This is a genomic window from Vibrio nigripulchritudo (assembly GCF_027924785.1).
Classification (GTDB): Bacteria; Pseudomonadota; Gammaproteobacteria; order Enterobacterales; family Vibrionaceae; genus Vibrio; species Vibrio nigripulchritudo.
This window is the reverse complement of record NZ_AP027049.1, coordinates 1,401,801-1,415,122: the sequence shown is the minus strand read 5'-3', so window position 1 is coordinate 1,415,122 and position 13,322 is coordinate 1,401,801. Positions and strand designations below refer to the sequence as shown.

Below are 13,322 nucleotides of genomic sequence, written 5' to 3'. Positions count from 1 at the left end.
TCAATATTGGCGGAACTTGAGGGCTTGCTATTTGTTGCTTAGGAATTACACTTCCCTCTTCTATATAAGAGGTGTTTTATGAGTTCTAAAAAGCCGATTTCTCAATTCGATTTGCTGCTTATCGCCAATTCCATTATTCAGGAACATGACAACTATATTGAAGGCATGCGTGCGGATAATGTAGAAGAAAAAGACGACGTTCTGATTTTCAAAGGACAGTACTTCTTAAACGATCAGGGATTACCGACAGAAAATACCCCTGCTGCTTTCAATATGTTCAAATATCTGGCTCATCAGCTTTCTAAAGAATTCACGTTAGAGAAATAGAGCTCGTTGACCGAATAAAGAACCCCAGCGATATGCTGGGGTTCTTTAAAATTCCTAAGGCTACTGACTAAGCGATGATAGCTTGTCGAAGTAATCAGGAAATGTTTTCGAAGTACATTTCGGGTCATTGATGGTAACGGGCGTATCACTCAACGCCACCAGAGAAAAACACATTGCCATACGGTGATCATCATAAGTATCAATGGCTGCATGTTTTAGCTCAGAAGTTGGTGTGATGATAATGTAATCCTCACCCTCTTCTACTTCCGCTCCCACTTTGCGCAACTCTGTCGCCATAGCCGATAAGCGATCGGTTTCTTTCACGCGCCAGTTGTAAACGTTGCGAATCGCTGTTGTCCCTTCAGCAAACAGAGCGGCAGTGGCAATAGTCATTGCCGCATCCGGAATGTGGTTGAAATCCAAATCCACGGCTTTCAATTCGCCTCGGCGAGAAATCACATAGTCATCTCCCCATTCGATTTCTGCACCCATTTTCTCAAGTGCATCTGCAAATTGAATGTCGCCCTGAATACTGTTTTTACCGATACCAGTAACCTTGATTTCGCCACCTTTTATCGCCGCAGCTGCAAGGAAATAAGAAGCCGATGAGGCATCTCCTTCCACTAAGAAGTCTCCAGGAGAGCGATAGCTTTGACCAGCCGGAATCACGAAAGACTGGTAGTTGTTGTTTTCAACCTTAACACCAAATTGCGCCATGATGTGTAGGGTGATATCGATGTAAGGCTTAGAGACAAGATCGCCAATAATATCAATCTGAATCTGATCTTGTGCCAGTGGAGCAGACATCAAAAATGCAGTTAAAAACTGGCTTGAAATTGACCCGTCAATTTCTACTTTGCCGCCTTTCAGACCAGTACCTTTGATTTTCAGTGGTGGATAATTTTCATTCTCCAGATACTCAATGTCTGCACCCGCAGTTTTAAGTGCATCCACCAAGTGACCAATCGGTCTCTCCTTCATTCTTGGTTCGCCAGTAAGTACATACTCGCCGCTTCCCAGACACAACGCCGCAGCCAATGGGCGCATCGCCGTTCCCGCGTTTCCAAGGAAAAGTTCCTGCGCTTCTTCAGTGCGAAAACTGCCACCCAGACCTTCTACTTCACATACCGTCTTATCTTCGGACAATTGATATGTAACGCCTAACTTAGTCAATGCATTCAACATATGTCGAATGTCATCACTATCGAGGAGGTTAGTTAGACGGGTTTTGCCAGATGCCAGAGCAGCAAGCAAAAGGGCGCGGTTTGAAACACTTTTTGAGCCAGGTAAGTTGACCTCACCAGAAACGAGAGAAATGGGTTGTAACGTAAGGCTTTCCATTGATGTTGATTATTCCTGCATAGTCTCGCACGTCCGAATGCGAGTTTTTATTTTTCGTGCTAGCAGACTAACCAAAAACACTGGGCTTGGCTAGGGGCTCGTACCCAGAAGTAACGGGGATTTTCACCTACTGAAAAAATCAGTAGGTTTTGTCCACCCGAACGCCATTATCAAAGTAAAGAATTCTGACGGAATCACCCCGGGTAAAAAGCATATTGGGGTCTACGTCCTGAATAACGTTAATTAACTCGCCTTTTTCCGTATCGATCAAAATCTCCACCAATTTGTGCTCGATTCGATAGACTTCGTTCGCTTTGTTGTGAGCGATACTGCCTCCCGCGACCGCACCAACAACGGTGGCAACTTGTTTGCCTGTACCACCACCAAATTGATTGCCGATTAAACCGCCAATAGTTGCACCAGCTAAAGTCTCCCACCCCGAAGATTTAGATTTAATGATTTGTTGTTTAGTAATATAGCGAACGCTGTCTACTTGACCGAACACAACTTCATTTACCGTTCTGGCTTGATTTCTCTGGTACCCTGCCTGCACAAAAACAGGAATTATTAATAACAATAGCAATATCTTTCTCATTATAATTCTCCCAAATTCTGCCAAAATAGTTGATATGAAGATTTTTCTACCTGAGCTGAGCACCGACCGACAAAGCTTCCCGCCTACACATCAGGCGCTGGACAACCCAGATGGGTTGATCGCTATGGGGGGCGACTTACATCCAGACAGATTGATGTCAGCTTATCGACAAGGCATTTTCCCTTGGTATAGCCACAATGAACCTATTTTATGGTGGAGTCCAAGTATTCGCGCCATCTTCGATCCTAAGACATTCAAACCTGCGAAAAGTCTCAAAAAATATTTTCGTAAATCCGGTTACACAGTCACTATCAATCGCGCAACAGAAAGAGTGATCACTCTTTGTGCTGAGACCCGTTCACCTGAAGAAACTTGGCTAGTTGAAGAAATGAGAGACGCATATAAGCGGCTTGCGTCACTGGGTCATGTTCATTCTGTGGAAGTTTGGCTCAAAGACCAGATTGTGGGTGGATTATATGGTGTAGAAATTGGACAAGTCTTTTGTGGAGAGTCTATGTTTAGCATACAGCCGAATGCTTCAAAAATAGCTCTGTGGCACTTTTGCCACCACTTTCAGCAAAATGGAGGAGTGCTGATCGATTGCCAGCTTATGAATGCGCATTTGCAATCTTTGGGTGCGATGGAATGCAACCGGGCAAACTTTTTAGATAAGCTGAAAAATTTAAATTCCAGACGCGTTTCTCAGCAGTGTTATCGCCCCCAGATACTTGAAAGTCCGATTTCAGGGGAGTTGTTGTGAATCAGAAAGATCAAACGCTTATCCGTATAGGAATGACGGAATCGCACGACTGCAGTTACCTTTCCGAACAACAGGAAAGGGTTGCTGTCGTTCTGGATGATGTATTACACACGTGCTCAGGATACGAACTTCTGATGGCAAATGGATTCCGTCGCAGCGGAAATGCCATCTACAAGCCTCAATGTGATCAATGTAATGCCTGCCAGTCGCTTCGTGTCGCTGTGGCGGATTTTGTGCCCTCCAAAAGCCAGAAAAGGCTTAAAAACAAAGCCAAAGGCATACATTGGGAAATGAAAAACACGCTCGACGAAAACTGGTTTGACGTTTATGCCGAATACATCAATCACCGGCACAAGAGCGGGACCATGTACCCTCCAAGAAAAAAGGACTTTTTTGACTTTGCTCAGAACGAGTGGCTCAACACTCAGTTTTTGCATGTTTACCAAGATGAAACACTTATTGGTGTTGCCGTCACCGACGTAATGTCCAATAGTGCATCCGCATTTTATACTTTCTACAATCCACATTCGGAGCTCTCTTTAGGGACACTTTGCGTATTATTCCAACTGGAATACTGCAAAAAGAGCGGAAAGCAGTGGTTATATCTCGGTTATCAGATCGATGAATGTCAGGCCATGAATTACAAAGTACGCTTTCATCCTCATCAAAGGCTAGTAAATCATCGGTGGCAGGGTTAGAATACGCCGCAACTTTACTTTTTATTGTTTTAGCGGCAAAATTCGGTCGTTAAAAATTTCAGCCAAATTTCTAAAGAGGATTAAATGGCCAAAGAAGACGTAATTGAGATGCAAGGCACTGTTCTTGATACTCTGCCAAACACTATGTTCCGTGTTGAGCTAGAAAACGGTCACGTAGTAACTGCACACATCTCCGGTAAAATGCGTAAGAACTACATCCGTATTCTTACTGGTGACAAAGTAACTGTAGAGATGACTCCATACGATCTATCAAAAGGTCGTATCGTCTTCCGCGCTCGTTAATTCTCGAGTCTTTACAAAAAACGGAGCTATTTAGCTCCGTTTTTTGCGTTTACTGTTAGTCACATTTATTCACAGCAACTGATAAACCTGATGCGCTAATTCGAGCACTGGGTTGGATTGTGTTACCTGACTGTAGTTACCTGCGGTTGTAACAATAACCGCATTCTTATTCGGAATAACAATCACATACTGTTCTCCATGCCCAAGTGCAGCGAAAGCAGAGGAAAACTGCGGCAATTGCCAGAAATGCATCCCGTAGCCCATCATGCCTCTTGTAAACTCACTCACCTTTATCTTTTCAACCCAATGAGGCTGGATAATCTGTTTCCCCTCCCAGGCTCCGTCATTAAGTAACATCAGACCAAACTTGCCCATGGATTCGCTATCTGTCATCAAACCCCAATCGGCTCCAGGCTCTCCAGAACCCAACTGATTTATCCATCTGTAATTGTCGATTCCCAACGGCTCAAATAGCTTTTCTCGCATTACTGTCGCGAACGGTTTCTCGTAAATGCGTTCTATTACCTTGGACAAGCCAATAGTGGAAAGACCGCTGTAACAGAAGCGGCTTCCCGGTTCAAACTTGAGAGGAGTCCCCAGGAACATGGCTTTGAGATCTTTAGCTGAGTAATGACGGTGGAATGGATTTGCAAGACCATAAGGCATCGCGTGCTCGTTGAGGGCGTATCCAGTCGACATATTCAAAATGTGCCGGACTGTAATAGCCATCTTATCCTGGGCATCCTCCTCCTGATATTCGGGGAACAAGCTGAAAACGGGCACATCCAGGCTTTCTAGTCGTCCCTCATCAATTGCCATAAAAATCAGTGTCGCTACAAACGATTTTGTGACTGAGTGGACATTATGAAGGGCATCACGCCCGATAGGCACCTTTGACATCTGAATATGACCATGTTGCCCACCACCCTCCCGGAATACTTCGAGAAGCTTCTTATTGTCTTGCCAAACCACTAAAGCGTGTAAGTTATTCGCTTGGTTGTTTTCAATTCTTTCGATGATGCCAGAGAACTTTTCAGGGGCTAAAACCACTTCCGTTTTGTCTTCACCACAAGCAGCCAAAAAGAAAACCAACAGTAAACAAAACCACCTGCGCATACTTAAATTTCCACTTAATTTCATAGAGTTTTTAGCCTTACACAGTAAACTTAAAGGTTAGATTAAGACAGAATGAAGATTTATCACTGCGAGACAAACAACAGAAAGTGTATTTTGCGGGCATAAAAAAATGCGCCTTAAAGGCGCATTTTTGTTAGAACGATTTAATTAATGGGGAACGGCTTCTTTTTTGTTTTCGTAGTCGAAAACAAGTTCGTCGTCTTTGAGTGTGACTCTAACAGTGCCACCATCAACCAACGAGCCAAACAGAAGTTCGTTCGCCAGAGGCTTCTTAAGGTTTTCCTGAATGACACGAGCCATTGGTCGCGCACCCATTGTCTTGTCGTAGCCTTTGTGAGCCAGCCAATGGCGAGCATCTTCTGATACTTCCATTGACACGCCACGTGAGTCCAGCTGAGCCTGAAGTTCGACAATAAACTTGTCGACAACCTGGTGAATAACACTTTCATCCAAGCTGTTGAACCAGATGATGTTATCCAGGCGGTTTCGGAATTCAGGAGTGAAGACTTTCTTAATTTCACCCATCGCATCATGGCTGTGATCTTGCTGAATCAGACCAATCGACTTCTTAACCGTTTCTGCAACACCAGCGTTCGTTGTCATAACCAGAATCACATTGCGGAAATCCGCTTTACGACCATTGTTATCTGTCAACGTACCGTTATCCATAACTTGCAACAGCAAGTTGAAGATATCTGGGTGCGCTTTCTCGATCTCATCCAGAAGCACTACCGAGTGCGGATGTTTGATAACTGCATCCGTCAGCAGACCACCCTGATCGTATCCAACGTAACCAGGAGGAGCACCAATCAAGCGGCTCACGGAGTGACGCTCACCGTATTCAGACATGTCAAAGCGCAGTAGCTCAACACCAAGTAGGTTGGACAGCTGAACGGTAACCTCGGTCTTACCTACCCCAGTAGGACCTGCAAATAGGAAAGAACCGACAGGTTTATTGTCTGCCCCCAAGCCCGCACGGCTCAGTTTAATAGCTTCGCTCAACACCTCGATGGCAGGATCCTGACCAAATACCAGCATCTTCATCTTCTCATCCAGATTCAGAAGGATATCTTTGTCAGAAGAAGAAACCGATTTTTCCGGAATGCGAGCCATTTTGGCAACCATATTCTCAATATCGGAAACACCCACCGTCTTCTTACGACGACTTGCCGGAGCCAGACGACTGCGTGCACCAGCTTCATCAATCACGTCGATGGCTTTGTCAGGCAAATGACGCTCATTGATATATTTAGCCGAAAGTTCAACCGCTGCACGTAGCGCTTGCTTGGTGTAGCGAACTTCATGGTGTGCTTCGTATTTTGGTTTGAGACCCATCAAGATCTTAGTTGTGTCATCTAGCGATGGTTCGACGATATCGATCTTCTGGAAGCGGCGTGATAGCGCGCGCTCTTTCTCAAAAATGTTGCTGTATTCCTGATAAGTGGTAGAACCAATGCAACGAAGCTTGCCGCTACTTAGTAATGGTTTAATCAGGTTGGCGGCATCAACTTGCCCGCCAGATGCCGCACCTGCACCGATGATTGTATGGATTTCATCGATAAACAGAATCGCGTCATCTTCTTTTTCTAGCTGTTTCAAGATGGCTTTAAAGCGTTTCTCGAAATCACCACGGTACTTAGTACCCGCCAGCAACGAACCGATATCCAGCGAATAAATAACGCTGTCTTTAATCACTTCAGGCACTTGCCCTTCAACGATTCGCCATGCCAGACCTTCCGCGATAGCGGTTTTACCAACCCCTGCTTCACCGACAAGCAATGGATTGTTTTTACGACGGCGGCAAAGCACCTGAATGGTGCGTTCAAGCTCTTTATCGCGACCAATCAGCGGGTCGATGTGACCTTGTTTTGCAATTTGGTTTAGATTCGTAGCAAAGTTTTCCAAACGCTCTTCTGAATTGCCTTCATCGGATGAAGACTCTTCACCAAACACGTTTGAAGAGGAATCTTCTTCATTGTTTTGAGGTGATTTACTGATTCCATGCGAAATGTAATTAACGATATCCAAGCGGCTGATGTCGTTTTTCTTAAGTAGATACGCCGCGTGAGACTCTTGTTCACTGAAAATAGCAACTAAAACATTTGCACCAGTGACTTCACTGCGTCCAGATGACTGAACGTGGAAGACCGCGCGTTGGAGTACACGTTGAAAACTTAATGTAGGCTGAGTTTCTCTTGTCTCATCGTTTTCTGGAATGAGAGGTGTGGTTTGATCGATAAATGTGTCAAGTTCCTGACGAAGAACTTCCAGGTCAGCTTGGCACGCTTTTAGTGCTTCTTGTGCAGCGTCGTTGTCGAGTAGCGCGAGGAGCAGATGTTCAACGGTCATGAATTCATGGCGTTTGTCTCTCGCACGAGCAAAAGCACTATTAAGGCTCGACTCTAGTTCTTTATTTAGCATAAGTACCTCCCCAAAGAACAACCTATGTTGCTCAAGCAAGCTTTATGCCTGCTCCATTGTACATAACAGCGGATGCTCATTCTCTTTTGAGTACATAGTGACTTGCGCCACCTTTGTCTCCGCAACTTCGGCAGTAAAAGTACCGCAGATTGCTTTCCCTTCGTAATGCACTTTGAGCATCACTTGTGTTGCCTTTTCCAAATCCATTGAAAAGAAACGTTCGAGTATTTCAATCACAAAATCCATTGGCGTGTAGTCGTCATTGTTGAGTATGACATTGTACATAGCCGGCGGTTTTACCTGTGTTTTTTCCTTCTCCAGTAAATCTGAGTCTGGAGTGACCCATTGGTATTGTTTGCTCATTATTTCGTCGGTTTTCAGGAGGTTTGAGATTCAAGGATGTTGCCCGAATATCACCCTCTACTTAAGACTAATGCACCAATTGTATCCCTGCAAATAAAACATTGCCATTGGTGACCTTCAAAGTTTAGGTAGATTTTTAACTGAGAAAAATATCACCGGAAATGTCCACAACAACATTATTGTCAATATGCACCTTAGTTATAATTTTGTTAATCTCAAAAATGAAATCTTTGTCAAATTGTTAGATTTTATTACTGCAAACTATTGACTGGGCTTATCCATTGACTAAATTGTGTTCTTGGTGGCTAAAAATTTAGCAATTGCTGAATTGATAGTCATAGCAATATGATGCATCAATATTGATAGATACAGCTGCGTCGACGTAAACAACATCAGTTACTAAAAATGCATGAGGGATGTATAGCATGGCTACAGGTACAGTGAAGTGGTTTAATAACGCCAAAGGATTTGGGTTTATCTGTCCGGAAGGAGAAGAAGGCGATATTTTCGCACACTACTCAACAATAAAAATGGACGGATACCGTACCCTAAAAGCTGGTCAACCAGTCAACTACGAAGTTGAACAAGGTCCAAAAGGCTTCCATGCAAGCTCTGTTGTTCCAATTGAAGGCGATCAAGCCAAATAATTGGAATTCAGAGTATAAGAAACCCGCGTTAAGCGGGTTTCTTTGTTTTTGTCTCTTACTAATTACAAAAGACTTATTCTCTAAATAGAACGGCTACTTCAGTACGCTAAGTAGCCGGATTCTATTAAACAGCGTCAACAATGCCGTTTAGTAGGTCACTTGGACGCATAAGAGGAGCTGCTTTCGCATCTTCTGGCGCGTAGTAACCGCCTAGCTCACCGACAACACCTTGAGCGTCATTCAATTGCTTCACAATAGCGTCTTCATTTTCAGCCATTTGCTTAGCAATTGGACCAAACTGAGTAGACAGCTCTGCGTCATCAGATTGCTCTGCCAGTGCTTTCGCCCAGTAAGAAGCTAAGTAGAAGTGGCTACCACGGTTATCCAACTCACCCACTTTACGTGATGGTGACTTGTTGTTGTCCAGGAATTCACCCGTCGCTTTGTCTAGCGCATCAGCAAGAACCTGTGCTTTCTTGTTACCTGTCACGTTGCTCAGGTGCTCAAGTGAAGCCGCCAGTGCAAGGAATTCACCCAGAGAATCCCAACGCAGGTGGTTTTCTTTTTCAACTTGCTGAACGTGCTTAGGCGCTGAACCACCAGCACCCGTTTCAAACAGACCACCACCATTCATAAGTGGAACGATAGACAGCATCTTCGCAGATGTACCCAGCTCCAGAATTGGGAACAAGTCTGTCAGGTAGTCACGCAGTACGTTACCTGTTACTGAAATGGTATCCAGACCGTCTTTAATACGAACCAAAGAGAATTTCGTTGCTTCAAGAGGAGAAAGGATCTTGATTTCCAAACCAGAAGTATCGTGTTCAGGCAGGTACGCATTCACTTTCTTGATAAGCTCTGCATCGTGTGCACGGCTTTCATCCAGCCAGAATACCGCTGGTGCGCCAGTTGCACGAGCACGGTTCACAGCCAGTTTCACCCAGTCCTGAATTGGTGCGTCTTTAACCTGACACATACGGAAGATGTCGCCTTCCTCTACATCCTGCTCGATCAGAACAGTACCAGCAGAATCTACTACACGAACTTTACCTGCCGCCTGTTGAATGAATGTCTTGTCGTGCGAACCGTATTCTTCCGCTTTCTGAGCCATCAGACCCACGTTTGGAACGCTACCCATAGTAGTTGGATCGAACGCACCATTTTCTTTACAGAATTCGATAACAGCCTGATAAACACTTGCGTAGCTGCGATCCGGGATCATTGCTTTAGTGTCTTTCAGCTTGCCATCAGGTCCCCACATTTGACCAGAAGAACGAAGCATCGCAGGCATAGAAGCATCAACAATCACATCACTTGGAACGTGTAGGTTTGTGATACCACGATCTGAATCAACCATAGCCAATGCCGGGCGAGTTTCGTATACCGCCTGAAGTGCAGCTTTGATTTCTTCTTGCTGTGCTTCTGGTAGAGAAGTGATTTTCGCGTAAACGTCACCGATACCGTTGTTTACGTCAACGCCAAGCTGTTCAAAAACATCCTGGTACTTATCGAATACTTCTTTGTAGTAAACGCGTACAGCGTGACCGAAGATAACTGGATCAGACACCTTCATCATGGTTGCTTTCATGTGAAGGGAAAGCAATACGTCTTGTTCTTTGGCTTCTTCAATTTCTTTCTCAAAGAATGAAACCAGAGCCGCTTTGTTCATTACTGAGGCATCGATGATTTCCTGGTCTTGCAGAGCAAACTCGCTCTTAAGCACTTTGACTTCACCGTCTGTGCCTACAAATTCAATACGAACGCTTGTTGCACCATTAATGGTGACTGATTTTTCGCTGCCAAAGAAATCGTTGCCAGACATGCTTGCAACATGCGACTTAGATTCAGCACTCCAAGCACCCATTGAATGAGGGTTTTTCTTTGCATAGTTCTTGACAGAAGTAGGAGCACGACGATCTGAGTTACCTTCACGAAGAACTGGGTTTACCGCACTACCTTTGATTTTGTCGTATACCGCTTTAACTTTGGCTTCTTCGTCTGTTTTTGGTTCTTCAGGGTAATTAGGAAGCGCGTAGCCTTTTGTTTGAAGTTCTTTAATCGCTGCTTGCAGCTGAGGTACAGATGCAGAAATGTTAGGAAGTTTAATGATGTTTGCTTCAGGTGTTTTTGCCAGTTCGCCCAGCTCAGACAGAGCATCACCAATACGTTGCTCTTCAGTTAAGTAGTCAGGGAAGTTTGCAATAATACGCCCTGCTAGTGAAATGTCCCTTGTTTCGACGTTGATATCAGATGATGAAGTAAACGCGCGGATAATAGGCAGTAGCGAATATGTTGCCAAAGCGGGTGCTTCATCAGTGATGGTATAAATAATAGTAGGCTTAGTTGTTGGCATGAAATTTCCCTATATATCTGACAGTCTCTATTGGATGAGAAATAGGTCTGCATTAATGAATCGTCAGTCAGTCCGTACTACATCCTCCTATGGCTGACCGCGATTGGTTATCCAAACTCCTTCTAAGGTCTTCGACCCTAATAGTGCTTCTTATTGTAGTCTACCTGCTTACCTGTTCCGGTAATTTGACCAACAGGAAGCACTGCCTCAGTTTGGTAACACGTACACATCCTCTTTATCATAATTAATGGCAAGGGTGTCGTGCTTGTATCCAGTGCCGGATACCGTACTCACGTAAAACTAAACAAACAAAAGTGTTTAGTCTATCATTCAGTTCGTGATTCCTGTTTTTTGGCGCGCAAATCATAGCCCAATCACAAATGAAGTTAAACTTTCACCCACAGTTCGTTTACATTTTTGCAAGGTAGTTAACATGTCTTTTCGCTCTCGCAGCGTAAAATCAAAGAGTTCCGGCTCTTCTCGCACCCAATCTTTTAAAACAAATTCTAAAAATCGCTCAAAAAAATCGCGAAAACCCACGCAAAGAATCGCTGCTGTGTCGGCTGAAGACAGAAAGATCCTCATCTTCAATAAACCTTTCGATATTCTGAGTCAGTTTACCGATGGCGAGGGCAGAAAAACGCTTGCCGATTATATTTCGGTTAAAGAGGTATATGCCGCAGGTCGCCTGGACAGAGACAGCGAAGGCTTGATGGTGCTGACCAATGACGGGACTCTTCAGGCCAAACTCACTCAGCCTAAATCCAAATCGCCAAAAACTTACTGGGTTCAGGTTGAAGGAGCACCAACAGAAGCGGATTTGGATAAATTACGAAAAGGCGTTGAATTAAAAGACGGCATGACACTTCCTGCTCAAATCGAGATTATGGAAGAGCCTAAGGTTTGGGAACGCCACCCTCCGGTTCGCTTTAGAGCATCCATTCCCACCACCTGGCTTGCCATCACCATTGTTGAAGGACGAAACCGACAGGTGCGCCGTATGACAGCCAACATTGGCTTCCCTACTCTTCGGCTCATTCGTTACTCGATGGGTAACTGGACGGTGAGTGATCTTCAGCCAGGCGAATGGAAATTCGTCACTTTATAGTTCGACGAAGTCTTTTTGTAAGTCACTGATGCCTTTATTGATGGTTAAGTCGACAGGCTTTTTGTGATTTAACTCTCGGATCTGTATCCAGCAAATTCTTTCTGTTAGAATCTGCCCCCAAGCAATTTAAGTGGTATAACCAATGTCAGATAACAGCCAAAAGAAAGTGATCGTCGGTATGTCCGGCGGCGTTGATTCCTCTGTGTCCGCCTATCTTCTAAAACAACAAGGCTACCAAGTCGAAGGTTTGTTTATGAAGAACTGGGAAGAAGACGACAACGAGGAATACTGCACGGCAGCGGAAGACCTCGCCGATGCACAGGCTGTATGTGACAAACTGGGTATCCACCTGCACACCATTAACTTTGCTGCCGAATACTGGGACAACGTATTTGAGTACTTCCTAGCAGAATACAAAGCGGGTCGTACACCAAACCCAGATATTCTGTGTAACAAAGAAATCAAATTCAAAGCGTTTCTGGAATTTGCCGATGAAGTCCTAGACGCGGACTACATTGCCATGGGTCACTATGTTCGTCGTACCTTCCCAACAGCAAAAGGCGAACAGCCTCAGATGCTTCGTGGTCTGGATGGCAACAAAGACCAGAGCTACTTCCTTTATACGTTAAGCTCCGATCAAATCGCGCGCAGCCTGTTCCCTGTTGGTGAACTGGAGAAACCTGAAGTTCGTCGTATTGCCGAAGAACAAGACCTGATCACCGCGAAGAAGAAAGATTCTACGGGTATCTGTTTCATTGGCGAGCGTAAGTTTACTGATTTCCTTTCTCGTTACTTGCCAGCACAACCGGGCAAAATCGAAACGCCTGAAGGCAAAGAGATTGGCGAACATCAAGGCTTGATGTATCACACGCTTGGTCAGCGCAAAGGTCTGCATATTGGTGGACAAAAAGGCGGTGGCGGCAATGAAGCTGCCTGGTATGTCGCCGACAAAGACTTAAAACGTAATGTGCTTATTGCGGTTCAGGGAAGCGATCATCCATTATTAAAATCAAATGGGTTAATCGCATCTCAGCTTCACTGGGTAGATCGCTTAGCGATCAAGCAACCGATGTCCTGTACGGTGAAAACGCGCTATCGTCAGCAAGACATTCCTTGTACTATCATCCCCGTCGACGATGAAACCATTAAAGTCATCTTTGATGAACCGCAAGTCGCTGTCACTCCAGGTCAATCTGCTGTCTTCTATAAAGATGACGTCTGCCTGGGCGGCGGCATTATTGAAGAACGAATTTGATAATTAAGGAGCAC

Annotated in this window: 13 protein-coding genes; 7 read left to right on the top strand and 6 right to left on the bottom strand. The window is 44.7% G+C overall.

What is annotated here, in order from left to right:
* Positions 1 to 78 precede the first annotated feature (78 nt).
* Entirely contained in the window at positions 79 to 327 is a 249-nt protein-coding gene (locus tag QMG91_RS06715; protein WP_022592885.1) for a YciN family protein, read from the top strand.
* Positions 328 to 387: 60 nt separating this feature from the next.
* Here QMG91_RS06715 and aroA read toward each other — a convergent pair whose 3' ends face one another.
* Together aroA and QMG91_RS06705 are read right to left on the bottom strand one after the other, a co-directional pair.
* Positions 388 to 1,668, bottom strand: a complete 1,281-nt coding sequence (gene aroA / locus QMG91_RS06710; protein ID WP_281829850.1) for a 3-phosphoshikimate 1-carboxyvinyltransferase — start codon at positions 1,666 to 1,668, stop codon at positions 388 to 390.
* 139 nt (positions 1,669 to 1,807) lie between these two features.
* Positions 1,808 to 2,263 carry an outer membrane lipoprotein gene (locus QMG91_RS06705; protein ID WP_281829848.1) on the bottom strand — a complete coding sequence of 152 codons (456 nt, stop codon included), beginning with the start codon at positions 2,261 to 2,263 and terminating at the stop codon, positions 1,808 to 1,810.
* 34 nt (positions 2,264 to 2,297) lie between these two features.
* Between QMG91_RS06705 and aat the strand changes: the two genes are divergently transcribed.
* The 3 genes from aat to infA all read left to right on the top strand — a co-directional run bounded on the left by aat (position 2,298) and on the right by infA (position 4,024).
* On the top strand, positions 2,298 to 3,023 hold the full coding sequence (gene aat / locus QMG91_RS06700; RefSeq protein WP_022551019.1) for a leucyl/phenylalanyl-tRNA--protein transferase: 726 nt from the start codon (positions 2,298 to 2,300) through the stop codon (positions 3,021 to 3,023).
* Positions 3,020 to 3,721: an arginyltransferase gene (locus tag QMG91_RS06695; RefSeq protein WP_004406558.1), complete on the top strand. Its 702-nt coding sequence runs from the start codon at positions 3,020 to 3,022 to the stop codon at positions 3,719 to 3,721. Before aat ends, QMG91_RS06695 begins: the two co-directional genes overlap by 4 nt.
* Positions 3,722 to 3,805: 84 nt before the next feature.
* A complete protein-coding gene (infA, locus tag QMG91_RS06690) occupies positions 3,806 to 4,024 on the top strand; it encodes a translation initiation factor IF-1 (RefSeq protein WP_001040192.1) in 219 nt (72 codons plus the stop codon).
* 69 nt (positions 4,025 to 4,093) lie between these two features.
* Here infA and QMG91_RS06685 read toward each other — a convergent pair whose 3' ends face one another.
* From QMG91_RS06685 to clpS, 3 genes are all read right to left on the bottom strand, one after another.
* Positions 4,094 to 5,140: a serine hydrolase domain-containing protein gene (locus tag QMG91_RS06685; protein ID WP_281829786.1), complete on the bottom strand. Its 1,047-nt coding sequence runs from the start codon at positions 5,138 to 5,140 to the stop codon at positions 4,094 to 4,096.
* A 168-nt stretch (positions 5,141 to 5,308) separates the two neighbouring features.
* Complete coding sequence (clpA, locus tag QMG91_RS06680; RefSeq protein ID WP_004406671.1) at positions 5,309 to 7,582, bottom strand: ATP-dependent Clp protease ATP-binding subunit ClpA; 2,274 nt, start codon at positions 7,580 to 7,582, stop codon at positions 5,309 to 5,311.
* A gap of 42 nt (positions 7,583 to 7,624) precedes the next feature.
* On the bottom strand, positions 7,625 to 7,945 hold the full coding sequence (clpS, locus tag QMG91_RS06675; protein ID WP_004406672.1) for an ATP-dependent Clp protease adapter ClpS: 321 nt from the start codon (positions 7,943 to 7,945) through the stop codon (positions 7,625 to 7,627).
* A 425-nt stretch (positions 7,946 to 8,370) separates the two neighbouring features.
* On the opposite strand from clpS, the gene cspD reads away from it, so the two are divergent.
* Positions 8,371 to 8,592 carry a cold shock domain-containing protein CspD gene (cspD, locus tag QMG91_RS06670; protein WP_004406675.1) on the top strand — a complete coding sequence of 74 codons (222 nt, stop codon included), beginning with the start codon at positions 8,371 to 8,373 and terminating at the stop codon, positions 8,590 to 8,592.
* 124 nt (positions 8,593 to 8,716) lie between these two features.
* Here cspD and QMG91_RS06665 read toward each other — a convergent pair whose 3' ends face one another.
* Complete coding sequence (locus QMG91_RS06665) at positions 8,717 to 10,945, bottom strand: NADP-dependent isocitrate dehydrogenase (protein WP_281829782.1); 2,229 nt, start codon at positions 10,943 to 10,945, stop codon at positions 8,717 to 8,719.
* A 433-nt stretch (positions 10,946 to 11,378) separates the two neighbouring features.
* Here QMG91_RS06665 and QMG91_RS06660 point away from each other — a divergent pair, with 433 nt between their 5' ends.
* Positions 11,379 to 12,053: a pseudouridine synthase gene (locus tag QMG91_RS06660; RefSeq protein ID WP_281829781.1), complete on the top strand. Its 675-nt coding sequence runs from the start codon at positions 11,379 to 11,381 to the stop codon at positions 12,051 to 12,053.
* A 142-nt stretch (positions 12,054 to 12,195) separates the two neighbouring features.
* Positions 12,196 to 13,308, top strand: a complete 1,113-nt coding sequence (gene mnmA, locus QMG91_RS06655; protein ID WP_281829779.1) for a tRNA 2-thiouridine(34) synthase MnmA — start codon at positions 12,196 to 12,198, stop codon at positions 13,306 to 13,308.
* Positions 13,309 to 13,322 lie beyond the last annotated feature (14 nt).